Source organism: Nonomuraea sp. NPDC049504 (assembly GCF_040676845.1).
Lineage (GTDB): Bacteria > Actinomycetota > Actinomycetes > Streptosporangiales > Streptosporangiaceae > Nonomuraea > Nonomuraea salmonea.
Window position 1 is genome coordinate 1 of record NZ_JBFAPT010000010.1, and the last position, 24,262, is coordinate 24,262.

26 protein-coding genes and 1 pseudogene are annotated in these 24,262 nt (G+C 71.7%); 18 read left to right on the top strand and 9 right to left on the bottom strand.

Annotated elements, in window-relative coordinates:
• Positions 1 to 110: 110 nt before the first annotated feature.
• Entirely contained in the window at positions 111 to 746 is a 636-nt protein-coding gene (locus AB0K28_RS19900) for a hypothetical protein (RefSeq protein WP_364371840.1), read from the bottom strand.
• Positions 747 to 1,065: 319 nt separating this feature from the next.
• On the opposite strand from AB0K28_RS19900, the gene AB0K28_RS19905 reads away from it, so the two are divergent.
• Positions 1,066 to 1,383 (top strand): helix-turn-helix domain-containing protein, encoded by a 318-nt coding sequence (locus AB0K28_RS19905; RefSeq protein ID WP_364371843.1) that lies wholly within the window; start codon positions 1,066 to 1,068, stop codon positions 1,381 to 1,383.
• Positions 1,384 to 1,521: 138 nt separating this feature from the next.
• A complete protein-coding gene (locus tag AB0K28_RS19910) occupies positions 1,522 to 2,274 on the top strand; it encodes a universal stress protein (protein ID WP_364372541.1) in 753 nt (250 codons plus the stop codon).
• A 23-nt stretch (positions 2,275 to 2,297) separates the two neighbouring features.
• On the opposite strand, the pseudogene AB0K28_RS19915 reads toward AB0K28_RS19910, so the two are convergent.
• From AB0K28_RS19915 to AB0K28_RS19925, 3 genes and pseudogenes are all read right to left on the bottom strand, one after another.
• Positions 2,298 to 2,587, bottom strand: a pseudogene (locus AB0K28_RS19915) (L,D-transpeptidase); the annotation flags it as partial.
• A 453-nt stretch (positions 2,588 to 3,040) separates the two neighbouring features.
• Positions 3,041 to 3,691, bottom strand: a complete 651-nt coding sequence (locus tag AB0K28_RS19920) for a class F sortase (protein WP_364371846.1) — start codon at positions 3,689 to 3,691, stop codon at positions 3,041 to 3,043.
• Positions 3,684 to 4,244, bottom strand: coding sequence for a hypothetical protein (locus AB0K28_RS19925; RefSeq protein WP_364371849.1), 561 nt, complete (start codon positions 4,242 to 4,244; stop codon positions 3,684 to 3,686). Before AB0K28_RS19925 ends, AB0K28_RS19920 begins: the two co-directional genes overlap by 8 nt.
• Positions 4,245 to 4,713: 469 nt before the next feature.
• Here AB0K28_RS19925 and AB0K28_RS19930 point away from each other — a divergent pair, with 469 nt between their 5' ends.
• The 4 genes from AB0K28_RS19930 (at position 4,714) to AB0K28_RS19945 (ending at position 6,717) form a co-directional block, all read left to right on the top strand.
• Positions 4,714 to 5,601 (top strand): universal stress protein, encoded by an 888-nt coding sequence (locus AB0K28_RS19930; protein WP_364371852.1) that lies wholly within the window; start codon positions 4,714 to 4,716, stop codon positions 5,599 to 5,601.
• A 139-nt stretch (positions 5,602 to 5,740) separates the two neighbouring features.
• Positions 5,741 to 5,953 (top strand): hypothetical protein, encoded by a 213-nt coding sequence (locus AB0K28_RS19935; RefSeq protein ID WP_364371855.1) that lies wholly within the window; start codon positions 5,741 to 5,743, stop codon positions 5,951 to 5,953.
• Between the two features lie 129 nt (positions 5,954 to 6,082).
• A complete protein-coding gene (locus AB0K28_RS19940; protein ID WP_364371858.1) occupies positions 6,083 to 6,478 on the top strand; it encodes a universal stress protein in 396 nt (131 codons plus the stop codon).
• A gap of 11 nt (positions 6,479 to 6,489) precedes the next feature.
• Positions 6,490 to 6,717, top strand: a complete 228-nt coding sequence (locus tag AB0K28_RS19945; RefSeq protein WP_364371861.1) for a hypothetical protein — start codon at positions 6,490 to 6,492, stop codon at positions 6,715 to 6,717.
• Between the two features lie 59 nt (positions 6,718 to 6,776).
• On the opposite strand, the gene AB0K28_RS19950 is transcribed toward AB0K28_RS19945, so the two are convergent.
• From AB0K28_RS19950 to AB0K28_RS19960, 3 genes are all read right to left on the bottom strand, one after another.
• On the bottom strand, positions 6,777 to 8,150 hold the full coding sequence (locus AB0K28_RS19950; RefSeq protein ID WP_364371864.1) for an MBL fold metallo-hydrolase: 1,374 nt from the start codon (positions 8,148 to 8,150) through the stop codon (positions 6,777 to 6,779).
• Between the two features lie 16 nt (positions 8,151 to 8,166).
• Positions 8,167 to 8,862, bottom strand: coding sequence for a CBS domain-containing protein (locus tag AB0K28_RS19955; RefSeq protein ID WP_364371867.1), 696 nt, complete (start codon positions 8,860 to 8,862; stop codon positions 8,167 to 8,169).
• Positions 8,863 to 8,951: 89 nt separating this feature from the next.
• Positions 8,952 to 9,893 (bottom strand): hypothetical protein, encoded by a 942-nt coding sequence (locus AB0K28_RS19960; protein ID WP_364371870.1) that lies wholly within the window; start codon positions 9,891 to 9,893, stop codon positions 8,952 to 8,954.
• A 455-nt stretch (positions 9,894 to 10,348) separates the two neighbouring features.
• Here AB0K28_RS19960 and AB0K28_RS19965 point away from each other — a divergent pair, with 455 nt between their 5' ends.
• From AB0K28_RS19965 to AB0K28_RS19995, 7 genes are all read left to right on the top strand, one after another.
• Positions 10,349 to 10,762, top strand: coding sequence for an Hsp20/alpha crystallin family protein (locus tag AB0K28_RS19965; protein ID WP_364371873.1), 414 nt, complete (start codon positions 10,349 to 10,351; stop codon positions 10,760 to 10,762).
• Between the two features lie 63 nt (positions 10,763 to 10,825).
• A complete protein-coding gene (locus AB0K28_RS19970; RefSeq protein WP_364371876.1) occupies positions 10,826 to 11,665 on the top strand; it encodes a universal stress protein in 840 nt (279 codons plus the stop codon).
• 21 nt (positions 11,666 to 11,686) lie between these two features.
• Entirely contained in the window at positions 11,687 to 12,616 is a 930-nt protein-coding gene (locus tag AB0K28_RS19975) for an alpha/beta hydrolase (RefSeq protein ID WP_364371879.1), read from the top strand.
• Positions 12,617 to 12,706: 90 nt separating this feature from the next.
• Positions 12,707 to 14,182, top strand: coding sequence for a wax ester/triacylglycerol synthase family O-acyltransferase (locus AB0K28_RS19980; RefSeq protein WP_364371882.1), 1,476 nt, complete (start codon positions 12,707 to 12,709; stop codon positions 14,180 to 14,182).
• A gap of 15 nt (positions 14,183 to 14,197) precedes the next feature.
• Positions 14,198 to 15,706, top strand: coding sequence for a long-chain fatty acid--CoA ligase (locus tag AB0K28_RS19985; RefSeq protein ID WP_364371885.1), 1,509 nt, complete (start codon positions 14,198 to 14,200; stop codon positions 15,704 to 15,706).
• 115 nt (positions 15,707 to 15,821) lie between these two features.
• Positions 15,822 to 16,013: a DUF1918 domain-containing protein gene (locus tag AB0K28_RS19990; RefSeq protein ID WP_364371888.1), complete on the top strand. Its 192-nt coding sequence runs from the start codon at positions 15,822 to 15,824 to the stop codon at positions 16,011 to 16,013.
• Positions 16,014 to 16,018: 5 nt separating this feature from the next.
• Positions 16,019 to 17,326: a wax ester/triacylglycerol synthase domain-containing protein gene (locus tag AB0K28_RS19995; protein WP_364371891.1), complete on the top strand. Its 1,308-nt coding sequence runs from the start codon at positions 16,019 to 16,021 to the stop codon at positions 17,324 to 17,326.
• 4 nt (positions 17,327 to 17,330) lie between these two features.
• Here AB0K28_RS19995 and AB0K28_RS20000 read toward each other — a convergent pair whose 3' ends face one another.
• Entirely contained in the window at positions 17,331 to 17,504 is a 174-nt protein-coding gene (locus AB0K28_RS20000; protein ID WP_185107730.1) for a hypothetical protein, read from the bottom strand.
• Positions 17,505 to 17,645: 141 nt separating this feature from the next.
• On the opposite strand from AB0K28_RS20000, the gene AB0K28_RS20005 reads away from it, so the two are divergent.
• Entirely contained in the window at positions 17,646 to 18,017 is a 372-nt protein-coding gene (locus AB0K28_RS20005; protein ID WP_364371895.1) for a hypothetical protein, read from the top strand.
• A 319-nt stretch (positions 18,018 to 18,336) separates the two neighbouring features.
• On the opposite strand, the gene AB0K28_RS20010 is transcribed toward AB0K28_RS20005, so the two are convergent.
• Positions 18,337 to 18,993 (bottom strand): pyridoxamine 5'-phosphate oxidase family protein, encoded by a 657-nt coding sequence (locus AB0K28_RS20010; RefSeq protein WP_364371898.1) that lies wholly within the window; start codon positions 18,991 to 18,993, stop codon positions 18,337 to 18,339.
• Positions 18,994 to 19,408: 415 nt separating this feature from the next.
• Between AB0K28_RS20010 and AB0K28_RS20015 the strand changes: the two genes are divergently transcribed.
• The 4 genes from AB0K28_RS20015 (at position 19,409) to gap (ending at position 24,248) form a co-directional block, all read left to right on the top strand.
• Positions 19,409 to 21,793 (top strand): phosphoketolase family protein, encoded by a 2,385-nt coding sequence (locus AB0K28_RS20015; RefSeq protein WP_364372544.1) that lies wholly within the window; start codon positions 19,409 to 19,411, stop codon positions 21,791 to 21,793.
• Between the two features lie 282 nt (positions 21,794 to 22,075).
• The gene (locus AB0K28_RS20020) at positions 22,076 to 22,588 is read left to right on the top strand and encodes a CBS domain-containing protein (protein WP_364371901.1); all 513 of its coding nucleotides are present in this window, start codon (positions 22,076 to 22,078) and stop codon (positions 22,586 to 22,588) included.
• Positions 22,588 to 23,106 (top strand): flavodoxin domain-containing protein, encoded by a 519-nt coding sequence (locus AB0K28_RS20025; RefSeq protein ID WP_364371904.1) that lies wholly within the window; start codon positions 22,588 to 22,590, stop codon positions 23,104 to 23,106. Before AB0K28_RS20020 ends, AB0K28_RS20025 begins: the two co-directional genes overlap by 1 nt.
• Positions 23,107 to 23,264: 158 nt before the next feature.
• Positions 23,265 to 24,248, top strand: coding sequence for a type I glyceraldehyde-3-phosphate dehydrogenase (gap, locus tag AB0K28_RS20030; RefSeq protein WP_364371907.1), 984 nt, complete (start codon positions 23,265 to 23,267; stop codon positions 24,246 to 24,248).
• Positions 24,249 to 24,262: the final 14 nt, after the last annotated feature.

Genomic DNA, 24,262 nt, shown 5'->3' on the forward strand with positions numbered 1-24,262 from the left:
CCACCTTCTGGGCGCGCTCGGCTCGCCGACGCGCCTCCTCATCGGCCTTCGACACCCTCGCACCACTCCCTCGTGATCGACGACAAAGATCACCGAGAATGGTGCCGCGCTCACATCACCGCTCCCAAGAGCGCACTCGTGTTGATCAACTCGCCTCGCCCGGGCGGCGCCAGCAGCCGGCCGCCGGTCACCGCGCAGGCCACCAGCCACGGGGACAACGTGTTGACGAAGAAGCGCTCGGCGAAGCGCCGCCCCACGGCCATGGACAAGGCGACGACGGCGGCCACCGCATCGGCGAACTCCGTCTCTGCCGCCGCGGGAAGGACCAGCTGCGTGCTGCCCGCCACTCGCACCAGCACCGTGGTGAAGACGGCCCGCACCCGCCCGGCCGACGCGGCGAAGCGTCGCAGCCAGCCCCGGACTGTCGACGGCGGACGGCCCAGGCCGGCAGCGATCCGCCGATGCCCCGCGCCCCGGGCCTTGGCCTCCAACGCGGCCCCGACCACCTCGACCCCGTCAGCCCGCCGCAGCAACCCCGTGACCGGCAGCAACACATGCGTCCGCGCGCAGGAGCCGCAGCGCGTCCGCCGCGGCCGGATCTCGATCAGCGCCTGGCCCATGCCCCGCAACCGGCGCCGACGCCCGAACCCCCACCCGGCCAGCACGCCCCCGCACGAGGGGCACGTGATCTGTCCTGCTCGTAATCGCCGCTCGACCTCAGCCGCGTCGACCTCTACCGTGATCAAGGTGCCTCCGGGCACGCTCGCACGGCCCTCCCGAGCTCGCCGCCAATCGATACCGGGAGGGCCGTTGCCATGTGACTCACGTCACTCGGAACACGGTCACCGTGACGGCCGACCTCCCCGATGATCAACCCGGACGATCCGATTGATCTCCTACCGTCACCAACCCGCAGCCTTCACCCGGATCGCGCCATGGTTCGCCTCGCCCAACGGCATGCACGAAGCCCGATACAGGAAGCATGATTCGGCATAATATCTTCAGGAAAGAGTCCTGCCGTCCCCTTCGGCAAGCAGGAGAACAGAGCGGAGAAGGCGGGGAGCCGTGACCTCATCCGACGACCGTCGCGCCACCTGGACCTTCCTCACCCATCACGCCCGCGTCCTGGTGCAGCTCGCCCGCAACCCCGAGGCGCGGCAGCGCGACATCGCCGCGAACCTGGGCATCACCGAACGCGCCGTGCATGCCATCATCAACGACCTGGACCAGGCCGGCTACCTGACCCGCGAACGCGACGGCCGCCGCAACCGCTACCGCCTCCACCTTGACCAGCACTTCCGCCACCCCCGCGAAGGCGGACTACCCATCGGCCTGCTGGTCGCCATCTTCACCGACCGGGACAGGCACAACCACGCCGACTGATCGCCACCGGCAAGATCTCCCGATTGCGACACAGGCGCTCATGCTCACGATGGCGTCGCACACGAAACCGGACATGCTCAACCCACCCCTCGGTCGCTGATCAACACCATCAACGACCGACAACCCCACTACGTCCACATCCAGCGTGGCGCGGAACAAGCCGTTCCCGGCCCGGAGGATGTCCTATCGCGCGCGGCGGTGCGGATGCTAGAGACGGCCGAGGCGGTGGCGCGCTCCCGGCAACCCACGGTTCCGGTGGTCACCCAGGTAGTCGAGGGCGTGCCCGCCGTCGTTCTCCAGGAACAGGCGCAGCAGGCGGACGAACTCGTCATCGGCGACCGAGGACTGGGCGGCTTCACCCGAGCCCTGCTCGGATCGGTGACCATGAAGGTGGCAGTGCAGGCGCCTTGCCCGGTGGTCGTGGTGCGTGCCGGACCCCGCGAGCGGGCCGGCGAGATCGCGGTCGGCATCGACGACTCCGACAGCTGCGAGCCGGCGATCGCCTACGCCTTCGAGCAGGCCGGCCTGCGAGGCGCCACGCTACGTCTCGTCCACGCCTGGCAGGTGCCGGTGCACGCCTTCGCCCCCGAGATCTTCTTCGACGCGGACGAGATCCACGCCACCAGGCACGAGATGGTCCGCGGGCGGATCGCACCATGGGAGGCCAGGCATCCCGAGGTGAACCTGGTGGAGGACATCCAGAACGCACACCCCGTGGACGCCCTCACCGGCACCGCGTGCGACCTGCTGATCGTCGGCTCCCACGGCCGGGGTGCGCTCGGCTCGCTGCTGCTCGGGTCGGTCAGCAGAGGGGTCCTGCACCACGCGCGCTGTCCCGTCGTGGTGGTCCGCGGCGCCGCCGGGCGTCACGCGGAGGCGGAGGAGGGCTGACCCCCGGTCGAGCAGGAGATTGATCATCTCACGAGGACCACATCGCCTGGCTTCAGCCACGGACTGCTCCAGATCCAGTCCATCGCGGCCAGGCTCACACGCACGCAGCCGTGCGAGGCGGGGTACGGCGGGACAGAGCCGTAGCCGTGCACCGCGATGCCGCCGTTGAAGTAGCGCGGCCGGTACACAGCGAGCCGAGCGTCCCCTTGTCCCAGCCGTTCACCTGCCATCGGACGTGGAAGGTACCGCGTGGCGTGACCGCCCGCTTGACGACGCCGCCGACCCTGTAGGTCTTACCGTTGCCCGTGGAGGTGGTGGGTGGCGCACCCGGAGCCCGCATGGAAGCGTCCCCGCAGGGAATTCCGAGCGGGTGGCCCGGGTGCCGGCGTCCATGCGGGCTCTTCGCCAGGTGCGGATCTATGTTGAGGAGACCATCGAGCCGGCCCTTCCCACGTTGCGGGGGCGGCGCTCTCGTTCGTCTCGCAGACACGTGCATCGTTTCACCCGGCTCAGCCGCTTGCGTAGGGTCCAAGGGCCCTTCTCCGCTGCGCTCGGCCCAGACCGAGGCGGAGCGTCACCCGGGCCGGTGGGGCGGTCTGCTGGAGCGGGTCCCGCACGGTCATCGCCTGTTCGGCGGCGTTCACGCCGTCGCGGGCGAGCTGAGCGAGTGCTTCGTCGGATGTCCCCGTCATCGGGCGCTCCTCTCGCGTGCGGTACCTCCAAGGCTCTGCCCCTGAACGGGCAGAGCCCCCGGGCAGCGCGCCGATCAGGCCGGGTCGTCCGTGAGGGCGCCGAAGGCGACGATGTTGTCGCGGTAGGAGCCGGCGGTGCTGTCGAAGGAGCCGCCGCAGGTGATCAGCCTGATCTCCGGCCGGTCGGTCTCGCCGTAGACGTGGTCGGTGGGGAAGTCGCTCTTGGGGTAACGCTCGACGGTGTAGATGTGGAAGGTGGCCGTCCGGCCGTCCTCACGCGGCACCTGCACGAGCGCGCCACGCTGGAGCTGGGCGACCCGGTAGAAGACGGCGGGACCGCTGCGGCGCGAGTCGACATGCCCGTAGAAGGCGGCGACACCGATCTCGCCGGGGGCCGCGCCGTCGGCGAACCAGCTCACCAGGTACGGCTTGCTCAGCGGCGGCTCACCAGCGGCGCCGTCGGCATTCAGCCCCATCGCCACGACCGGCGCGTCCACCTCGATGGACGGGATGAGCAGGCGCGTGGGCGCGGACCGGAGCAGCGGCCGCAGCTCGACGGTGCCGGCGGGAGCGCTGGTGGCGCTGGGGGCCGGCTGCGCGACCGGCGGCGGTCCCGGGCCCTGCCGGGCCGACAGGAGCAGGAACGTCCCGGCGGCGACGAGCACGACGGCCACGGCGGCCCAGGCCGCCGCGCAGCGGCGGCGGCCCGGCCGGCGCTCAGCCATCGTCCCGGCGGCGCAGGACCGCGGCGGTGGCGGCCAGGCCGCCCGCCGCGATCAGGCCGAGGCCGACGGCGTACGGTGCCGGGTCAGGCTGGGTGGCGCCGTCGCCGGTCTTGGCCGGTCCGATCGGCTTGGGGTAGCCCACGCGGAGCCAGGTCTGGGCGTCGAGGTCGGTGCCGTTGCCGAACAGCGACACCTGGTAGGCGCCGCCCGGCAGGCCAGCGTAGGTGCGTACGGTCAGTGCGGTCTTGCCGTCCAGCGCGTGGCGGCCGAAGGCCCGCGACTGCACCACGGCCGCGTCGGTACCGCCCGGCAGGATGACGGTGATCTTGACCCAGTCGCCCTGGCTGCTGACGACCTTCGGCGACACCGTGATCGCTGCCGCGGGCACCGGAGTGGTCGGCTCGTCCGTCGGCTCGTCGGTCGGTGGTTCGCTGGTGGGTTCGCTGGTCGTGACCGTGGGTCTGGTGGATGGCGTCGAGCTGGGGCTCGGCGCCGGGGTTGCGGCGAGGGCCGTGCCGGTGGCCAGGACGACGGCCACGGCACCGGACAACATCGCTGTGAGGATCCGGTACATGATTGCCTCCGAGAGGCACCCTCAGGTGCCCGTCGACATGTCCTTTCACCTCACTCAACCGCCGCGTCGGGGCCGGGGTCAGGGGCGAAGGTCGCAGGGTGCCCGCCGATCGGCCCGGCAGGCCCCGCGTCGAAACTCGTCGTGCTTGCCCACCTGACGCCGCCTCTGGCCGTACTCCCGCCATAGACCGGAACGGGCCTCGGGACGGGGGCTGCTGCGCATGGTCTGGGCGCGCTTGCTGTCCTTCAGACCTCGCCCGCCGGCGGCTGTGTTGCCCGGCCGGCAGGGACCTTTGTCCCCGATGAGCCGTCATCGGGCCTGGACACCCTGCCGGACAGGTCGAAAGGCGTCGAAGCCGAGGACCGATGAAGTGCGGATGAGGACCTCGTCCCCGGGTGCCCGGCCAGGAATCGCGCGAGGCTGGAGGGAAGAGCGGAGGAGGTGCGTGATGGCCGGACACATCGTGGTCGGCGTGGACGGATCCACACCGGCGACGGCGGCCTTGGAATGGGCCGCCGCCGACGCGCAGCGCAGGGGTCTGAGCCTGCGCGTGGTGCACGTGTGTGAGCAGTCGTCCTGTGGCGGGGAAGCGGCCGAGTACTGCGCCCGGACGCTGGCCGCGGCAGCAGAACGGGCACGGGAGCTCACCCGCGACGTCGTGGCCAGTACGGACCGGCTGGCAGGGAACGTCATCGAGACCCTGATCGAAGAGGCGGCGGTCGCCGACAGCGTGGTGCTGGGCGGCCGGGGACTGGGCGGGTTCGCCGGGCTGGTCGTCGGCTCGGTGGGGCTGGGCGTCGCCGGTCATGCCGCAGGTCCGGTGGTGATCGTGCGCGGGCCGTCCGTGGTGCAGCATGATCAGGTTGTGGTCGGGTATGACGGGTCGGCGCACTCCGAGGCCGCCATGCAGTACGCCGTCGACCAGGCTCGCGCCCGCGAAGTGCGGTTGCGCGTGGTCTACGCCTGGCAGGCGCCGATCTACTCGCCGTACGCGGTCGCCCACCAGCACCTGGTGCAGGCGGTGTACGAGGAGGAGATCCGCGCGGCGGACGAACACGTGACGAGGTGGCGGGAGAAGAACCCGGATATCCGGATCACCGGTGAACAGGTGGCCGGCCATCCCGTGAACGCTCTGACCAAGGCCGGCGGCACGGCGGATCTAGTGGTGGTGGGCTCGCGTGGCCTGGGCGGCTTCGCCTCGGCCGTGTTCGGCTCGGTCAGCCATGGGGTGCTGCACCACCTGGCCTGCCCGGTCGCCGTGGTGCGGCCACACGAGCCGCCACCTGGTACGAGACCGCGATGCTCCTCGGCGGCCTGCCGCCCGCCCGCATGCTGATCGGCCTGGCCTGCGGCGCGCTGTTCCTGGCCTTCGCCGCCGTACTGACAGCCTTGACGGCCGCAGAGACCTCTGAAGCACGTCCCCTCCTTCCTGCGGGCACGCGGGGACCCTGGCAAGCGAAAGCTGGTGATCTGCGATGAACACGTGGGCGACCCTCCTGATCGCGGCGGCCGCCGCCTTCGCCCTCGGCCGCTCCGGCCAGGCAGCGAAGGAGGCGCACGGCAAGTTCGTCACCTACCGGGGCCGCATGGTCACCGGTTTCACGACCTGGATCAAGAACCTCCTCATGTTCGCGGGTCTGTGCGCGGGTGTGGTCCTGGCGATCCTGCTCCTGGTCCGCTGGCCGTGATCCGGACAGCGGAGGGCGGGCATCGTTCGCCTGACGCGGGAACCGACGTGTGGCGGGCGACGAAGGACCTTTGACACTGGGCCGCTCCTTGACCCCGGCCCTGTGATGGGAGGAGAGGAGGCGACCGAGATGATCGTTGTTGGAGTGGACGGCTCTCGGGCCGCGCTGGAAGCGACAGGCTGGGCGGCCAGGGAGGCGGCTCTGGCGCCCGGAGACCCGCGCACCGCCTTGATCAGGGCCGCGCGCGAGGCCGAGCTGCTGGTCATCGGCAGTCACGGCATTGGCGGCGTGCGCGGCCTGCTCGTGGGGCCGGTGGCGTTCGGCGTGGCCGGGCACGCACCCTGTGACGTGGCCGTGATCCACGCGCCGCCGTCCCTGCCCCGCGCGGAGATCGTGGTCGGCGTGGACGGCTCGCCGAACGCCGGCCGGGTGCTGGAGACCGCCTTCGCCGAGGCGGAGCTGCGTGGTGCGGTCCTGCGCGCGGTGCACGCCTGGGCCTTGCCCCACGCGGGAGGGTCGAGCTGACCCGCTGGCAGGTGGCCAACTGCTACATGGGGCGCGTCGGGCTGATCAACTCCGGTGGGGCCTCGGGCGGGCAGGACGACCTGGCGCAGGCGGTGCGCACCGCTGTGATCAACAAGCGAGCCGGCGGGATGGGGCTGATCGTGGGGCGCAAGTCCTTCCAGCGGCCGATGGCCGACGGTATCGCGCTGCTGCACGCCGTACAGGACGTTTACCTCGATCTGGACGCCACGGTCGCCTGACAGCTACGACGTTCGTCGCCTGACACCACGAGCGTTCGTCGCTTGATGGTTGCGAGCGTTCAGAGCAGGACGTGCTCGTCAGTCCGGGGAACGACCGCGAGCCAGCCGAGCTCGGCGCCGATTCGGTCGCGCAACGCGACGGCGGCGCCGGGCTCGCCGTGCACCACGTAGGTGGCCTCGGGCGCCCGGTCGGCCGTGCGCAGCCAGGCGATGGTTTCGCCGGCGTCGGAATGGACGGAGAATCCAGGCAGGTTCACGACCTCCGCGCGGACCGGCACGTAGTGCCCGTGGATCTTGAGTGAGGTGGCGCCGTCCACCAGGTCGCGCGAGCGGGTGCCGAGAGCGGCGAAGCCGACGACGACCACGGTCATGCGCGGGTCCGGCAACAGGTGGCGCAGGTGGTGCAGGACGCGGCCGCCACTGGCCATCCCGGAGGCCGAGATGATGATCGACGGCCGGTCAGGGTCGTTGACGCTCATCGACTCCTCCTTGGTACGGAGTTCACGCAGCCAGGGCGGGTCGAGCGCGTCGCGGGTGAGCCCCGGGCGCAGCTCCGGCGACCCGATGGCCTCCAGGTAGACGTCGCGGGCCGCCAGCCCCATGGGGCTGTCCACGTACACCGGGACGTCCGGGATCATGCCGCAGTGCCGCAGCTCCCGGATCCGGTAGATGATGACCTCGGTACGGTCCACCGCGAAGGCGGGGATGAGCACCGAGCCGCCTCGGTGCACCGTCCGGTTGATGGCCATGGCCAGGCCCCACAGCGCGTGCGTGTCGTCGTGACAGCGGTTGCCGTAGGTGGACTCGACGAGCAGGACGTCCGCCCCCGCGAACGGCGCCGGCGGGTTGAGCAGCGGATGGGCCGGTCGCCCGAGGTCGCCGGTGTGCACCAGGGTTCTGCCGCCGGGCAGGATGAGCTCGCACCACGACGAGCCCAGGATGTGCCCGGCCCGGTGCAGGCGCAGCCGGGCTTCGGACACATCGGCGGGTTGTTCGTGCTCGATCGGGTCGAACAGGTTCAGCGTGGCGGCGACGTCCTTGTCGTCGTAGAGCGGTACGGCCGGGCGGTGCCTGGACCAGCCGTGCGCGTTGGCGTGCTCCGCCTCGTCGGCCATCAGCCGGGCGCTGTCGTTCAGCACGATCGCGGCCAGCCGCGCGGTGTGCGGTGTCGCGAGGATCGGCCCGCCGAACCCCTGGCGAACCAACGCCGGCAGGTAACCGCAGTGGTCCAGGTGCGCGTGGCTGAGGACCACGGCCGACACCGACGACGGCGGGACCGGGAAGGTGGCCCAGTTCCTGCGGCGCAGCTCGCGCTGCCCCTGGAACAGCCCGCAGTCAAGCAGGATCCGGCCGCCGCCGGGCAGGTCGAGCAGGAACTTGCTGCCCGTCACGATCCCGGCCCCGCCCAGGAAGGTCAATCTCGCCGATCGCATGCCGGCCTCCGTTCCGTCACGTGCCCCAGTTCGTGTCGTCATGCTTCCAGCTGAGCTTGTCGATGACGTCGACCACGCCGTCCACGCGGCCGGCCATCCGGACGGCGATCCTGGCGTCGCTGCGGCGGTCCATCCAGCCGCTCAGCGTCACGACGCCGTGCTCGGCCTCCACCTTGATGCCGAGGGTCTCGACCCAGAGCGATCGTTCCAGCACGTCCTCGCGGATCGTGCGGGCGATGTCGGCGTCGGAGCGGACGAAGACCTTCAGCAGGTCGCGCCGGCTCACGATGCCGCGCAGGATGCCGCCGTCGGCGGTGACGACGAGGCGCTTGACGCCGTGCTCGTCCATCGCGCGGGCGGCCCTCACGACCGCGGCGGTGGCGGGGATGGTGACGGCGGGGGCGGTCATCAGCTCGGCGGCGGTGTCGCCGGCGGCCTTGCGGCGCATGCCGGCGCTCTCCGGGGACAGGCGGTGGCGCAGCCGGGCCCGCAGGGGCGGCTTGTAGCCCTCCTGGTAGTAGAGCTCCTGAAACTCCTCCTTGCACAGCAGGTCGGCCTCGGAGACGACGCCGAGGACGCGGCCTGCGTCGTCGACCACCGGGACGGCGCTGACGCCGTGCTCGATGAGCGTTTCGGCGATGTCCTTGAACGGGGTGGCTTCGTGGACCGAGATGACCTCGCGGGTCATGACCTCGTTGACGGTGACGTGCATCGTGCTCCTCCTTCGGGTCGTGTCTTCAGCGCAGCGCGGGCTCGCCGGCGGTGGTAGGGGCAAAGGTCCCGCTGCCCGGGTGCCATTGGTCAGGCCAGGAGTTCGGTGACGGGGCGGCGCGGGGCGCGGGGGACCGCCGGGCCGTGACCGAGCCGAATGATCATCTGCGGGTGGCCGCGCCGGTGCCGAGGGTCGGTCCGGTGCCGCATGTCGCGCAGGTCGAGCGGCTGGTTGAGGAAGGACGCCGAGAGCGAGTGCGCGGCGGCCACCAGGAGCACGCGCTGCAGCGCCTGCCCCGCCCGCAGCCAGTCGATCGGCTCGTCGCCGGCCGTGGTGAGCACGGCCAGGCGCGGGTGCGGCTCGAAGCGGGCCCTGCCGGTGCGGTGGCCGAAGTCGCGGATGGGGTCCGCGTCGCCGCTCGCCTGCGGTCCGTGCACGTACGCGGGCACGCCGTCGCCGGTGCTCCAGGCCGCGAGCTCCGCGAGGTAGGCGGCGTCGCCGGCGAGCCGGTCCTGCGCGATGGCGGCGTAGTCGAGCAGGTCGGCGGCGCTGCGCTGGTCCAGGAAGAGCAGCCGGGCGCGCTCGGCCGAGGCGGCCGTACGCAGGTCGGCCATCGCCCGCGGCGCGAGAGGGCGTTCGTCGAACGGCACCCTGCTGGTGCGCCGCTCCCGGATCAGCGCATAAAGCCGCCAGGCCTCGGCGGTGGCCCGCTCGCGTACGGTGAGGTCGACGCGGGCCAGCACCTCCGGCGCGTGCTCGAGATCGGGCAGCAGGCGGACGGCCGGTCGCCGGCCGGCCGCGCGAGCCGCGATGCGCAGGTTGTACAGGGCGGCCCCGCAGCTCACGTGCAGGGAACGTCCGCGCGGGTCGCTCACCGGCAACCATCGGTCCCAGTCCGCCAGCAGGTCGATGACCTGGCCGTCGTGCACCTGGAAACGCCACGGCTGGGTGTTGAGCATCGAAGGGGCCTGCCCGGCCGCCACGAGAAGCCGTCTGATCGCGAGGCCGATGGTGGGCGCAGGAATGGTCATGGCGCACCTCCCTGCCGCCAACGCTGGCCCCGCGACCAGCAGAACCTCAGGGCCGGAAGTCCCGCCGAAGGTCCTGCCCCGGCCCGGGAAATCGGGTCCGGGAAATCTGGTCCGGGAAGCAGGGACGCACGGGAGCCTGAGCTCCCGTGCGTCCATCCCGGCCAGGGGCTACCTCTTCGGCCGGGCGATGAGCGATGTGATGATCACCATGACGGCGATGATCACCGAGACGAGGACGATCGCGAGGGGCCAGTCCATGGTGGCCTCCCTTCACCGGGTTCGACACCTCCAGCCCAGGTCATCGGCGGCGCCGGCGCCAGGGACGAAAGTCCCGCGTCTGGCCCCTGCGAAGGTGACGATGGTCCCGCCGGCGCGGGGCCTTCTCCACTGGAGAGGCGATCCCTCCTGGTGTGGCCTGGGGGTGTGGGACCGGGGTCCCACGGAAGGAGGCTGTGATGAACCTGCCTGAGCGGAGGGACATCAGGTTCACGTTCCCGGAGCTGCTGGCATGGATGGAAAGCCCGATGTTCGGGTTCCGCCCGTTCGGACAGATCGTCCGCGTCGAGGACTACATCGCCGACGGCCGGTACGTGCTGCGTGCCGAGTTGCCCGGGATCGACCCCGACAAGGACGTCGAGGTCACGGTGGACGGCGGCATGCTGCACATCCGGGCGGAGAAGACCCGCAAGTCCGCCGAGCCGCACCGCTCGGAGTTCGCCTACGGGTCGCTCTCGCGGACGGTGACGCTGCCCGCCACGGCCAGGACCGATGACGTCAAGGCCGTCTACAAGGGCGGCGTCCTGGAGGTCAGCGTGGGACTGGCCGAGGAGAAGAAGGCCGAGGGCCGGCGGATCACCGTCGAGCACTGACGCCTGGCGGGCGCGGGCGGTGGCGCCCCGCCCGCGCCCGCCGCCTCAGGGAGGAGGACAGTGATGAACAGAGCTGTCGTGGTGGGATTCGACGGATCGCCGACGGCGACGGCGGCCCTGATGTGGGCGGCCGAGGACGCCGGGCTCAGAAAGCGGCCGCTGCGGATCGTCCACGTACGCGAGCCGTGGGCCGCCGAACACCCGTTGCACGGCGTGGAGACCCTGACCGAGCGGTGCCACGTCCTGCTGGAGAACGCCGCCGCGCGGGCGCGAGCGGTCGCGCCCGCGGTGACGGTCTCCACCGCCCTGGTCACGGGCGCTGTCCTGCCGCGCCTGCGCGGCGAGGCGGAAACGGCCGACACCCTGGTGGTGGGCAGCAGAGGCCTGGGCGCCTTCACCGGCATGGTGCTGGGCTCGGCCGGGCTCGGCCTCGCGGGGCACACGGGCTGTCCCCTGGTGGTGGTCAGGTCGCTCCACGCCGGTTCCGGCGATGACATCGTGGTCGGCGACGACGGCTCTCCACATGCGGAGACGGCGCTGGAATACGCGCTGGAGCAGGCGTCGGCCCGGGGGACGAGGGTCCGTGTGATCCACGCTGTGCCGTTCCCCGCCCTCGCCCCGCACCCGGCGGGATACGGCCCCCTGCCGGCCGAGCACGCCGATGGCGCTCCCAGGCGCTTGGCACCCTGGCGGGAGAAGTACCCGCGGGTCGAGATCGTCGAGTCGCAGGTCCACCGGCACCCGGTGTCCGCCCTGGCCGAGGCCTCGCGGACCGCAGGGCTGGTGGTCGTGGGCTCGCGCGGCCTGACCGGGTTCACCTCCGCGGTGCTCGGCTCGGTCAGCCACGCGGTCCTGCATCGGGCCCGCTGCCCGGTCGCCGTTCTGTCCGGTCCCCGGTCCTGACCCGGACTGGTGAGGTCCTCCATGGACACAAGACCGTCATCCGGCGCCTCCCGCTGGGCCGATCTCGAAGATCGCGTCCACTATCTGGACTTCGGCGGCCCGCAGGACGGGCCCGTCGTGGTCGCGGTCCACGGGCTCGGTGGCTCGGCGCTGAACTGGCTCGCCATCGCGCCGCTGCTCACCGGCCGGTGCCGCCTGCTGGCGCCCGACCTGGCCGGACACGGGTTGACCAGCACGCGCGAGCGGCGGTCCGGCGTCGCGGCCAACCGGCTGCTGCTGCACCGCTTCGTCGAGCGGGTCGCCGGCGTGCCGGTGATCCTCATGGGCAACTCGATGGGCGGCATGATCTCGCTGCTGGAAGCGGCCGCGAACCCGGAGGCGGTGGCGGGCCTGGTGCTGCTCGACGCGGCGGGCCCGTTCGGCCGAGCCCTGCCGGACCCGGTGGTGGCCGCCGTCTTCGCACTGTACGGCATGCCCTGGCTGGGGACGCTCGCCATGGCCCGCCGCCGGGCGATGCCGGCCGAGACCGCTGTCGGCCTGATGCTCAGGCTGTGCTGCGTGGACCCGGCGCGGGTGCCGCCCGGCGTCGTCGCCGAGCACGTGCGCCTGGCCCGCCACCGTGCCGAGCTGGAGCACGCCGGCCAGGACTTCCTGCAGGCGGCCCGATCGGTCGTGCGGACGGCGGCCGGGCTGTCGTACCGGGCGGCGTCCCGGTCGGTGCGCGCGCCCGCGCTGCTCGTGCACGGCGAACGCGACCGGCTGGTGCCGGTGGCCGCCTCCCGCGCGCTGGCCAGGGCACATCCTTCCTGGCCGCTCGTCGTCCTGGACGGGGTGGGTCACACGCCCCAGCTGGAGGCGCCGCGGGAGACGGCGGACGCCGTGCTGCGCTGGCTCGACGGCGAGGGGCCGGCCGTCCGGGCCGCCCGGCATCCGCTCGCCCGACAGGCATAACAGCGCCCGGCCCGGGACCTTGTGCCCTATCGGCCTTCCTGACCTCGCACGACGCTGAGGCCAACCGGCATACGCAAGGTGGCGATGGACATGGCCGACCACATGAGTCCGCTCGACGCGGCGTTCCTGACCCTGGAGGACGAGCAGCCCGAGGTGTCGATGGCGATCTCATCGGTTGCCGTCCTGGAGGGCCCGCCGCCGGGCCGGGAGGAGTTCCTCGACGCCATCCGCGCCCGGCTGCCGCTGGTGCGGCGCTACCGGCAGAAGGCACGGCAGGTGCCGCTCGACCTGGGGCCGCCTGTCTGGGTCGACGACCCCGCCTTCGACCTCGGCTACCACGTGCGGCGCGTCGCCCTGGCCCCGCCGGGCGGCGACGCCCAGCTGAGCGAGCTGATCGGCGACATCATGTCCCAGCGGCTCGACCGGGCCCACCCCCTCTGGGAATACTGGGTGATCGAAGGGCCGGCCGAGGGCCGCTGGGCGCTGGTGTCCAAGGTGCACCACTGCATGGTCGACGGGGTGTCCGGCACCCACCTCTACTACGTGATCTTCGACGAGTCGCCCGAGGGCAACCCGGGGCCGTCCGCGGACGAGTGGAACCCCGACGGCGAGCCGACGGCCCTGCGGCTCACCGCCGACGCGCTGCGCGACCTCCTGCTCAACCCCATCGAGCAGGCGCGCATGATCGGCCGGGCACTGGCCTCGCCGCGCGCCCTCGCCCAGCGCGTCGCCGGAGCGGCTCGCGGGCTCGTGCCGCTGGCGGGCGCGCTGTGGCCGGCGACCGCCTCCACCCTGACCGGCCCGATCGGCGAGCACCGCCGCTACGCCGTCGCCCGCGCGCCGCTGAACGACGTCAAGGAGGTCGCGCACCGGGCCGGAGTGACCTTCAACGACGTGGTCCTGTCGGCGATCAGCGGGGCGTACCGATCCCTGCTGCGCGAACGCGGCGAGGAACCTCTCGCGCACGCGGTACGCTCGCTCGTCCCCGTCTCGGTCCGCGCGCCCGGCGAGGAAGGCGTGTGCGAGAACCGCATCTCGCTCCTGCTGCCCTACCTGCCCGTCCACCTGACCGATCCGGCCGAACGGCTGCGGGCCGTCCACCAGCACCTGGCCGAGCTGAAGGCGAGCGGGGAGGCGCAGGCCGGGGAGGCCATCACCAGGCTGGCGGGACACGAGCCGTTCCCGCCCGTCTCCGGCGTCATGCGCCTGGCCGCCCACCTCCCGCAGCGCCAGATCGTCACCGTCACCACGAACGTCCCCGGCCCCCGCCGGCCCCTCTACCTGCTCGGCAGGCGGACCCTGGAGATCCTCCCGTACGTCCCCATCGCCAACCGGCTGCGCACCAGAGTGTCCATCTTCACCTACTGCGACCAGGTCACCTTCGGCGTCACCGGCGACTACGACAGCGCGCCCGAGGTCGAGGGGCTCGCCCGCGGCATCGAGCGGGAGGTCGAGCGGCTGCGCCTCGCCTTCCGCCCCTCGCAAGCGGCTCCCCGGCCGCGTGCCGCGAAGCGGCGGGGCCCGAAGCCCACGCGGACCAGGGTCGCGGAGCCGCACCCGGCCTGATCGAAGGAGAGAGCCATGTTCAACCTCGCCGTCATCCTGCGCGAATCGGCGAAGGCCGCGCCCGGCAAGGCGGCCATCCGTCACGACGGTGGCGCCATGACCTACGCCGAGCTGGACGCGCTGTCCGACGCGGTAGCCGAGGGCCTGGCCGTCCTGGGCGTCCGCTCCGGCGACGCCGTCGGGCTTCAACTGCCCAACATCCCCGAGTTCGTGGTGGCCTACTTCGGCATCCTCAAGACCGGGGCGGTCGTCGTGCCGCTGAATCCGCTGCTCAAGGCCCGGGAGATCGCCTACTGCCTGGGCAACTCCCGGGCCCGCGCGCTCATCACCTGGACGCCGGTCGCCGGGGAGGCCGTCAAGGGCGCCACGCAAGAAGGCATCTTCGACGTGTTCGCCGTCGGCGCGGCCTGTCCCGCCGCCGCCCCGTTCACCGACCTGATCGAACCTGCGCCCGGCCATCGGCCGATCGCCCCCGCAGACGGCTCCGACACCGCGGCCATCGTGTTCACCTCGGGCACCACCGGAGTGCCGAAGGGCGCGGAGCTGACGCACCTCCAGCTCTACATGAACGCCGACATCCCCGGCCGGCTGTTCGACGTGCGCGCCGGCGACGTCGTGCTGACGATCCTGCCGATGTTCCACGTGTTCGGCATGTCGAGCATCCTGAACGTGGCCGTGCGCTTCGGCTGCACGCTCTCCCTCGTCCCGCGCTTCGACGCCAAGGCCGCCCTGGAGGCGATCCAGCGCGACCGCGTGACCATCTTCGAGGGCGTGCCCACCATGTTCGTGGCCGTGCTGGAGCACCCCGAGCTCGACCGGTACGACACCTCCTCGCTGCGCGTGGCGATCTCCGGCGGCGCCGCCATCCCGGCCCACGTCCTGGACGCCTTCGAGCAGCGCTTCGGCATCATCGTCCTGGAGGGCTACGGCCTGACCGAGACCGCCTCGACGACCACATTCAACATCAGCGCCGGCGAGCGGCGGGCCTACAGCGTCGGCAAGCCCATCTGGGGCACCGAGACGCAGATCTGGGACGAACAGGGCAACCGGCTTCCACCCGGCCGCGACAACGTCGGCGAGCTCGTCACCCGCGGCTTCCACGTCATGAAGGGCTACCACGGCCAGCCGCAGGCGACCGCCGAAGCCATGGCGGGCGGCTGGCTTCACACCGGAGACCTCGGCTACGTCGACGAGGACGGCTTCTTCTTCATCATCGACCGCAAGAAGGAGCTGATCATCCGCGGCGGCTACAACGTCTACCCGCGCGAGGTGGAGGAGATCCTCTACCACCACCCGGCCGTCGCCGAGGCCGCCGTCGTGGGCGTCCCGGACACGCGGCTGGGGGAGGAGGTCGCCGCGTACGTGTCGCTCAAGCCAGGCGAGCCCGCCACGCGAGCGGAGCTGATCGCCTACTGCAAGGATCGCCTGGCCGCCTACAAGTACCCGCGATACGTCGAGATCCGCGACGCGCTGCCCAAGACGGCCAACGGCAAGATCGCCAAGCTGGAGCTCGTCCGAACGTGATGGGACCAACGTCCTGCCTGTTCCCGACCTCAGGCCCTGCCACTCGCGAGCCGGAAGCCGGAGGCTGGAGCCGGGATGTCAACCATCCTGCTCACAGCGAGACGAGGAGCTCACCATGAAAGCGACCGTGGGGGACCGGCTGATCGTGGAGGGTACGTACGGCAGCAACACCCGCCGGGAGGGCTTCGTCGTAGGCGTGGAGCACGCCGACGGCTCGCCTCCCTACCAGGTGCGCTGGCTGGACAGCGGGCGCGAGTCCCTCGTCTACCCCGGGCCGGACGCGCGCGTCGTCCCCGGCCACCGATGAACGTGATGGGGCTCATCGATCGCGCCAGCCCCGCCGATGTCGCCATGCTGGCCATGGGGGCGGGCGGCGCGCTGTCACAGCGGGCCGGCGCCGTCCTGATGCTGGAGCCGGGGCCGGGATTCGAGGTGACGCGGGCCTCGGCGCTGCTGGCCGAGTGGATCCGCTCCGTGCCGAGGCTCAGGCGGCGGCTGGTGCGGGTGCCGTTCGGCGGCGGCCGCCCGGTGTGGGTGGACAATCCGCAGTTCGACCTCCGGCTGCACGTACGCGAGGTCACCTGCCCCGCGCCAGGAGACGAACGGGCTCTGCTGGACGTGGCCGCCGCCGCGCTGACCGGCCCGCTGCCGCCATCGCGGTGGACGGCGGTCTTCGTCACCGGGCTGAGCGACGGCGCGGTGGCGCTGATCGTCGTGCTCGACCACGTGCTGGCCGACGGGATCGGCGGGCTCGCCCTGCTCGCGGCGCTGGCCGACCCCGCGCAACGGCCGGCGCCCGCCGGCTTCCCGCAGCCGCCACCGTCCCTGCCGAGCCTGGCGGCCGACGCCTTCACCGAACGCCTGCGATCGATCGGCCGCTTACGGACCTTTTGGCGGGACGCGAAAGCGGCCCTCGCGGCCACCGGCGGGCTGCGTCCGGAGCCCATCGCACCGTGCTCGCTGCTGCGGCCGACCGGCCCGCGCCGGACCTTCGCCGTCGTGCGGACCGGCCTGGCGCCCCTGCGGTCCGCGGCCCACCGCCACGGCTGCACCATCAACGACGCCCTACTGACGGCCGTCACGGGAGCGCTGAGCAGGCTCCTGGAACGGCGGGGCGAGCACGTCGGCGCCCTGTCGGTCTCGGTGCCGGTCTCGGCCCGGCGCAGCACCACCTCCGGCGAGCTCGGCAACCGCTTCGGCGTGCTGATCGCGGTCCTGCCCGTCACCGGCGATCCCGGGCACCGCATGGCGCGAATCGCCGCCCTGCTCGGCGAGCGCAAGAAACAGGCCGCGACCGCCTCCGCCGCAGATCTGTTCGGCCCGCTGTTCCGGTTGCTGGCCGCGCTCGGGCTCTACCGCCGCTACCTGCGCCGCCAGCGCCGCATTCACACCCTCATCAGCAACGTACGCGGCCCCGACCGTCCCCTGCTTTTCGCCGGCGCCGACATCCGCGAGATCATCCCGGTGGCGGTCTCCGAGAACGGCAACGTGACGGTGAGCTTCGAGATCCTCTCCTACGCCGGCACGGTTGCCATCACCGTCATCGCCGACCCCGACAGCGTCCCCGATCTCGACGAGCTCATCGCGTACTTACGTGATGAGCTCGCCGGCATCACGTAGATCCTCAATCGGCCGGGGCCGGTGCGGTCCGCTGCAGGTTCTCGATGCTGCGCACCAGGGCCAGGTTCGCGGCCGTCAGCGTGCGAACCTGCTCCTCGAGACTGTCGACCCGCTTCTTCAGCGTCAGCAGCTCCGCGTCGACGAGCGGTGCTTCCATGATCACGCGTCCACCGATCATGATCGGTGGACCTCCTGATGACCCCATGGTGACCCCTCCACCGGGCTCGGAACACCGGCGAATGCCCTCACCCCGAGGGACCAATGGCACTGGCCGCCCCCGCCGCCCGCGCGGACGCTCGTCATGAAAGGAGGTGGCACGATGAGGCTGACCTGGAAGGACGCTCTCACGACAGTGGCCGCCGGCGTCAACGTCGCCGTCTACGTTGCCTTCACCCAGGGCGCGGACATTCCGATCGTCGGCGGCGTGCGCGGCGCCACCGGGACGATCCTGCTGCTGGGCCTGGTGGGCGGCTGCATGCTCAGCGCGGCGCCCGAGGCGTACGAGCGCAAAGGCCCGTACATGGTCGTCGCCAGCACGCTGGGCGGCATCGCGCTCCTGGCGGGCGTGATCGGGCTGATCACGGCGGCGGAGCTCGCGCTGGCGGTGCTGTTCTACGCCACCATGGCGTTGTGGCTGATGGCCACCGTGCGGCACGCGCTCGCCCCGGCGAAGACGGAGGCGCTCAAGTGAGGAACGGGCCGGAGCTCTCGATCCCCTCGAGGACTTCGGCCCAGCCCCTCTCGTGGCTGGGTGCGATGGTCGAGGGTGACCGACCGGCGGGACGGTGGCGTGGGAGGAGACGCCCGCCGAGGCCGACATCAACCGCCTGATCGTCCACCCAGACATGCTGTGACGAGGGATCGCGAAGCCCGGTCAAGGAGGTCATGGCCCGAGCGGGGGAGCGCCGGATCGTGGTGACCATAGGGCAGCACAACGGACCGGCCCGTGCGTTGTACGAACGGCTCAGGTTCGATCTACGTGGTGAGCTTGAGGCGATCCCGTCGCGCGGTCAGAGGCCATGGATGCGGCGGCCGGTGATCTGGTGGGGCACGATGCGGATGTACAGGTGCCGCTGGCCGCCCGCCCACGGGGTGATGCCGGCGCCGCTCACCGTGGCCACTTCGTCATCGGGCACGTGATGGGCCGGACCCTGGACGAGCACGCTCCAGCCCTCGCGCCGCGGCTCGTCGATCCGGTCCACCTGGAAGCCGATCTTGATCTCCACACCCGCCACGCCTGTTCGCAGGTCCTCGTCCATGGGGCCGCCGTGGGTGGTGCGGAAGACGATCGCACCGTCGTGCACCCTGTAGTTGACGGGCAGTACCGTCGGGCCGTGTGAGCCGTTGAACGCCACCCGGCCGATGCCGCCCGGCGCGATCAGGCGCAGGCACTCCGCGGGCTCCAGCACCTCCAGGACGGGGCTCTCCGCGGCGGTTCCCGGGCCGGGCGGACGCTCGTACCCTCCGCCCAGCAGATCCTCCACCGTGGTCTCCAGCGCCTTGGCCAGCCGGGTCACCGTGCCCCTGTCGGGGGTGCCCAGATGGTCTTCCAGGTACTGCACGTATCCGGCCGACATGTCCGCGCGGTCGGCCACCTCTTCCAGCGTCAGGTTCAACCTCGTGCGGTGATGGGTGATGCGACGCCCGAAATCGCCCGGGTGGGTCATGATCGTTTCCTCCACGGTGATGTCATTGCCGGCAGCCACGTGTGAGCCGCCTCGGGTGACGCTACCCAGCCGCCCGCCATATCAGACAGGGCCTTTGTCCCTTCGCCATCGACGACACACTCCCCTCAAGCGGGTGGCCCTTGGACCTGCGGTCGTGGGGACTTCCGGCCCTGTTCCCGGGGCCTCGGCTGAGGTCGGATGGGGTGGTGACAGAGGAGGCCATGATCCTTGCGGGCGTCGGCGGGCCCGGCCCCTCGCGTGCGGCCGCCGCCGATCCTCCGTGCCGTCACCCCACCGCCCGCGGGACTGGACTGAACAGCCGCACATTGGGCACTACGGCAAACCACACTGAGAAGGGAACGTGCTCATGACCGCAGTTTCGGATGAGCAGGTCCGCAAGGCCGTCGATGAGGACATGCTGGAGAGACTGGCCTCCCCGGAGGCCGAGGAGGTCGAACAACTGGACGCCTGGTGGCGGGCCAACAATTACCTCACGATCGGGCAGATCTACCTGCAGGGCAATCCGCTCCTGCGCGAGCCGCTGGCACCGGAGCACATCAAGCCGCGGCTGCTGGGCCACTGGGGCACCAGCCCCGGGCTGTCGTTGATCTACGCGCACGTCTCGCGGCTCATCGGGCACACCAGGCAGCAGGCAATTTATCTGGCCGGGCCCGGGCACGGCGGGCCGGCACTGGTGGCTGCGGGATACCTGGAGGGCACCTACAGCGAGATCTACCCGCACGTCAGCCAGGACGAGGCCGGGATGGCGCGGCTGTTCCGGCAGTTCTCCAGCCCGGGCGGCATCCCCAGCCACGTCTCGGTGACCACGCCGGGCTCGATCCATGAGGGCGGCGAGCTGGGATACGTGCTGGTGCACGCCTTCGGCGCCGTCATGGACAACCCCGACCTGCTGGCGGTGGCGGTGGTGGGCGACGGCGAGGCCGAGACGGGGCCGCTGGAAGGGTCGTGGAAGGGCGTGTCGTTCCTCAACCCGGAGCGTGACGGCGCCGTGCTGCCGATCCTGCACCTCAACGGAGCGAAGATCGCCGGCCCCACGGTCCTGTCCCGCAAGGATCCCGCCGAGGTGCGCCGGCTGCTGGAGGGCCACGGCTACGAGGTGCTGGAGGTAGAGGGCTCGGACCTGCCGGGCATGCACCACCGCTTCGCGGCGACGCTGGCCGAGGCCTGGAGCAAGATCCGCACCATCCAGCATCTGGCCCGTACCGGCGCGTGGGACGGGACCCGGCCGCGGTGGCCGCTGATCGTGCTGCGCTCGCCCAAGGGGTGGACCGGCCCGGACAAGGTGGACGGCGTGCAGATGGAGGGTACGTGGCGCTCGCACCAGGTGCCGCTGTCCGGGGTACGCGACAACCCGGAGCACCTGGCGATCCTGGAGAGCTGGCTGCGCTCGTACCGGCCGGAGGAACTGTTCGACGCCACCGGCGCGCCCAGTGAGCTGGTACGCGGCCTGGCGCCGGAGGGCGACCTCCGGATGAGCGCCAGCCCGCACGCCAACGGTGGCCTGCTGACGCGTGATCTCGCCCTGCCCGACTTCCGCGACTACGCCGTCGAGGTGCCGCGTCCGGCGCGACTGCGTGCCGAGTCGACCCGCCGGCTCGGCGAGCTGCTGCGCGACGTCTACCGCGACAACCCCGACACCTTCCGCCTGTTCTGCCCGGACGAGACCAACAGCAACCGGCTCGGCGCCGTGTTCGAGGTCTCCGACCGCGCCTTCGCCGAACGCGTGACGGCCGACGACGTGGCGATCAGCCGGAACGGGCGGGTCATGGAGGTGCTGTCCGAGCACAACTGCCACGGCTGGCTGGAGGGCTACACGCTGACCGGGCGGCACGGCATGTTCGCCACCTACGAGGCGTTCGCCATGGTCAGCGCCTCCCAGACGGTGCAGCACGGCAAGTGGCTGCAGGAGGCCAGCCGGCTGCCGTGGCGGGCCAAGGTGCCCAGCCTCAACGTGCTGCTGACCTCGACCGCCTGGCGCAACGACCACAACGGCTTCTCCCACCAAGGGCCCGGCCTGATCCAGGTCGTGCTGACCCAGCGCGGCGACGTCGCCCGCGTCTACCTGCCGCCGGACGCCAACTGCCTGCTGTCGGTGGCCGACCACTGCCTGAGGTCGCGGTCGTACATCAACCTCATCGTCATCGACAAGCAGCCGCAGCTGCAGTGGCTGAACATCGACCAGGCCATCGAGCACTGCGCCCGCGGCGCCGGAATCTGGGACTGGGCCGGCACTGACGACGGCACCAGCGACCCCGACATCGTGCTCGCCTGCGCCGGCGACGTGGTGACCATGGAGACGGTCGCGGCGGCGCAGATCCTCAAGGAGCGGCTGCCCGGCTTCAAGGCCCGCGTGGTCAACGTCGTCGACCTGATGACGCTCATGCGGCCCAAGGACCACCCGCACGGCATGAGCGGCACCCTGTTCACCGAGCTGTTCACCGACACCGTCGATGTCGTGTTCGCCTTCCACGGCTACCCCGGCGCCATCCACCAGCTCGTGCACGGCCGCCCGGACGCCGACCGGTTCCGGGTGCGCGGCTTCATCGAGGAGGGCACCACCACCACACCCTTCGACATGACCGTACGCAACCGCGCCTCCCGCTACCACCTGGTCATGGACGCCCTCAACAACGCCAGGCGGCTGCCGCGCGGCGCCAGCGACCTGATGGCCTGGTGCGAGCGGAAACTCGCCGAGCACCAGGCGTACGTCGTCGAACACCTCGAAGACATGCCCGAGGTGCGTGACTGGTCGCTGGGCGACTGGGCGAAGAAGGGCTGACCAGACGAGCACCGCCGCCCCCGCTGGTGACCGCCAGTGGGGGCCTGCGGCGTTGCCCGTAGCCCCAGGCGTGCCGCCGTTGGATGCGGATGTGCTTGGGGAGGACCAAGCTCCTCTGGCCTCGGGTCGTACGGCACTGAGCGCCGGCGACCCTGCACACCTCCTGAGGAACACAACCTGCCGAGGACCAACGGCGCCGATCTCGGGACTTCGTCCCCGGGCGCCGGGACCCGGTTGCCGGGACGGTGGAGATGACAGACCGACGTCCGAAGGAGCGGCATCATGGCCGGTCACCTCGTGGCAGGAGAGATCATGACCGTGGAGACGCTGACCGTAGGCCAGGTGATGAGCCGCGTCCTGGTGGCCGTCAAGCCCGGCGATTCGCCGCTGATGGCCTGGGAGCTGATGCGCAGGGCCGGGGTGCACCACCTGCCGGTCGTGGACGGGCGGCACGTGCTCGGCATCCTGACCCGCGAGCGGATCGCCGCGTCCTGGTCGGGCGGGCCGCAGGAGCAGTCCAGCCGTCCCGTACGGGCGCTGCTCGGCTGCGAACAGGTGCCGCGGGTACGGCAGGACACGCCGCTGACCAGGGTCGCCGCCCTGATGCTCGACGCCGGCTGCGACGCCGTGCCCGTGGTGTCCGGCGACGGGCTGGTCGGGCTGGTCACGGCCCGGGACGTGCTGTCGGCCGTTGCCGGGCGGGCCAGGCCCGCCGCAGAACCCGGCGAGGTCGTGACCGGGATGTTCCACCTCGAACCTGTCCTGCCCCACGAGACCCCGATGGGAGGCGCGTGATGGACGCGCTGGTCGTGTACGAATCCATGTTCGGCAACACCAAGCAGATCGCCGAGGCGGTCGCCGAGGGGCTGGCCACCCGCCTGCGTACGGAGGTGGTCGAGGTCGGCTCCGCGCCCGCGAAAGCGGGGCCGGAGGTCGGGCTGCTCGTGGTGGGCGGGCCGACGCACGCCTTCGCCATGAGCAGGTCCTCCACCCGCCGCTCCGCCGCCCAGCAGACCACGCAGCCGCTCATCTCCCGGGGTGCTGGCGTGCGCGAGTGGCTGTCGGCGCTCGCCACGGCCTCGGCCGAGGTCTGCTCGGCCGCCTTCGACACACGCGTCGCCAAGCCGCGCGTGCCCGGCTCCGCCGCCCGTGGTATCGCCAGGCGCCTGCGCCGCCTCGGCGTCAGGGTCGTGGCGCCGGCGCAGAGCTTCTACGTCACCGGCACGGAAGGACCGCTGGCGGCGGGGGAGCTGGAGCGGGCCAGGCAGTGGGGCGAGAGCCTGGTGGCGTCGTTCCCCGTCACGACAGCCTGACACGGCGCGCAGGCCCGATGGACGGGGACCCGCGGCTCTGCCGCCTCCCCGTCCGGCGGGCGCCTTCGCGTGCCGGACCCCGGCAAGGGGCCGAAGGTCCCACGCACGCGGGACCGTGGCCTCTGACCCGCGAGCCCCGGGCGCCGGACGATGAAGGCATGAGAATCGGAATCAACGGATTCGGCAGGATCGGCAGGGCCGTCCTGCGCCGCGCGCTCCGCACCGACCTGGAGATTGTCGCCGTCAACGACATCGCCGACCCGGCCACGCTGGCCCACCTGCTCAGGCACGACTCCACGTACGGGCCGCTGGACCTGCCCGTCACCGCCGCCCCCGGCCTGCTCGAGGTCGACGGCCGGAAGATCACCGTGAGCGGCTGCGCCGACCCCGCCCAGATCGACTGGCGGTCTCACGACGTGGAGCTGGTCATCGACGCCACCGGCCGCTTCCGCACCAGGGACGCCCTGGCGAGCCACCTGAAGGCCGGCGCCCGCAAGGTGCTGCTGTCGGCCCCCGGCAAGGGCCTGGACGCCACCATCGTGCCCGGCGTCAACGACGCCGCCTACGACCCGGCCCGTCACGAGATCGTCTCGCTCGCCTCCTGCACCACCAACTGCGTCGCCCCCATGGTCAAGGTGCTGCACGAGCGCTTCGGCCTGGTACGCGGCTTCATGACCACCATCCACGCCTACACCGGCGACCAGATGCTGCTCGACGCCCCGCACAAGGACCCGCGCCGGGCCCGTTCGGCCGCCGTCAACATCGTGCCCACCACCACCGGCGCCGCCCGCATGGTCGGCCAGGTCCTGCCCGAGCTGGAGGGCCGCCTGGACGGCGTCGCCATCCGGGTGCCCGTCGAGGACGGCTCCATCACCGACCTGTCCGCCCAGCTCAGCCGCCCGGTCACCGTCCAGGAGATCAACGACGCCTTCGCCGGAGCCGCCCAGGACGAACTGCACGGCATCCTGCGCTACAGCACCGACCCGCTCGTCTCCCGCGACATCATCGGCGACGCCGCCTCCTGCGTGTTCGACTCCGCCCTCACCCAGGCGAGCGGCGACCTGGTCAAGGTCTTCGGCTGGTACGACAACGAATGGGGCTACGCCAACCGGCTCGTCGAGATGGCCCAGCGGATGGTCTGACGCTCGCATGAGAA

Bases quoted from the DNA above. Each gene is read 5' to 3' on its own strand.
- AB0K28_RS19960 (WP_364371870.1), bottom strand. From the start codon at position 9,893: ATGACCATTCCTGCGCCCACCATCGGCCTCGCGATCAGACGGCTTCTC.
- AB0K28_RS19930 (WP_364371852.1), top strand. From the start codon at position 4,714: ATGGCCGGACACATCGTGGTCGGCGTGGACGGATCCACACCGGCGACG.
- AB0K28_RS19975 (WP_364371879.1), top strand. From the start codon at position 11,687: ATGGACACAAGACCGTCATCCGGCGCCTCCCGCTGGGCCGATCTCGAA.
- AB0K28_RS19970 (WP_364371876.1), top strand. From the start codon at position 10,826: ATGAACAGAGCTGTCGTGGTGGGATTCGACGGATCGCCGACGGCGACG.
- AB0K28_RS20020 (WP_364371901.1), top strand. From the start codon at position 22,076: ATGGCCGGTCACCTCGTGGCAGGAGAGATCATGACCGTGGAGACGCTG.
- AB0K28_RS19980 (WP_364371882.1), top strand. From the start codon at position 12,707: ATGGCCGACCACATGAGTCCGCTCGACGCGGCGTTCCTGACCCTGGAG.
- AB0K28_RS19925 (WP_364371849.1), bottom strand. From the start codon at position 4,244: ATGTTGTCCGGTGCCGTGGCCGTCGTCCTGGCCACCGGCACGGCCCTC.
- AB0K28_RS19995 (WP_364371891.1), top strand. From the start codon at position 16,019: ATGGGGCTCATCGATCGCGCCAGCCCCGCCGATGTCGCCATGCTGGCC.
- AB0K28_RS19935 (WP_364371855.1), top strand. From the start codon at position 5,741: ATGAACACGTGGGCGACCCTCCTGATCGCGGCGGCCGCCGCCTTCGCC.
- AB0K28_RS20010 (WP_364371898.1), bottom strand. From the start codon at position 18,993: ATGACCCACCCGGGCGATTTCGGGCGTCGCATCACCCATCACCGCACG.
- AB0K28_RS19920 (WP_364371846.1), bottom strand. From the start codon at position 3,691: ATGGCTGAGCGCCGGCCGGGCCGCCGCCGCTGCGCGGCGGCCTGGGCC.
- AB0K28_RS19955 (WP_364371867.1), bottom strand. From the start codon at position 8,862: ATGCACGTCACCGTCAACGAGGTCATGACCCGCGAGGTCATCTCGGTC.
- AB0K28_RS19990 (WP_364371888.1), top strand. From the start codon at position 15,822: ATGAAAGCGACCGTGGGGGACCGGCTGATCGTGGAGGGTACGTACGGC.
- AB0K28_RS20000 (WP_185107730.1), bottom strand. From the start codon at position 17,504: ATGATCGGTGGACGCGTGATCATGGAAGCACCGCTCGTCGACGCGGAG.
- AB0K28_RS20025 (WP_364371904.1), top strand. From the start codon at position 22,588: ATGGACGCGCTGGTCGTGTACGAATCCATGTTCGGCAACACCAAGCAG.
- AB0K28_RS20015 (WP_364372544.1), top strand. From the start codon at position 19,409: ATGCTGGAGAGACTGGCCTCCCCGGAGGCCGAGGAGGTCGAACAACTG.
- gap (WP_364371907.1), top strand. From the start codon at position 23,265: ATGAGAATCGGAATCAACGGATTCGGCAGGATCGGCAGGGCCGTCCTG.
- AB0K28_RS19965 (WP_364371873.1), top strand. From the start codon at position 10,349: ATGAACCTGCCTGAGCGGAGGGACATCAGGTTCACGTTCCCGGAGCTG.
- AB0K28_RS20005 (WP_364371895.1), top strand. From the start codon at position 17,646: ATGAGGCTGACCTGGAAGGACGCTCTCACGACAGTGGCCGCCGGCGTC.
- AB0K28_RS19950 (WP_364371864.1), bottom strand. From the start codon at position 8,150: ATGCGATCGGCGAGATTGACCTTCCTGGGCGGGGCCGGGATCGTGACG.
- AB0K28_RS19940 (WP_364371858.1), top strand. From the start codon at position 6,083: ATGATCGTTGTTGGAGTGGACGGCTCTCGGGCCGCGCTGGAAGCGACA.
- AB0K28_RS19985 (WP_364371885.1), top strand. From the start codon at position 14,198: ATGTTCAACCTCGCCGTCATCCTGCGCGAATCGGCGAAGGCCGCGCCC.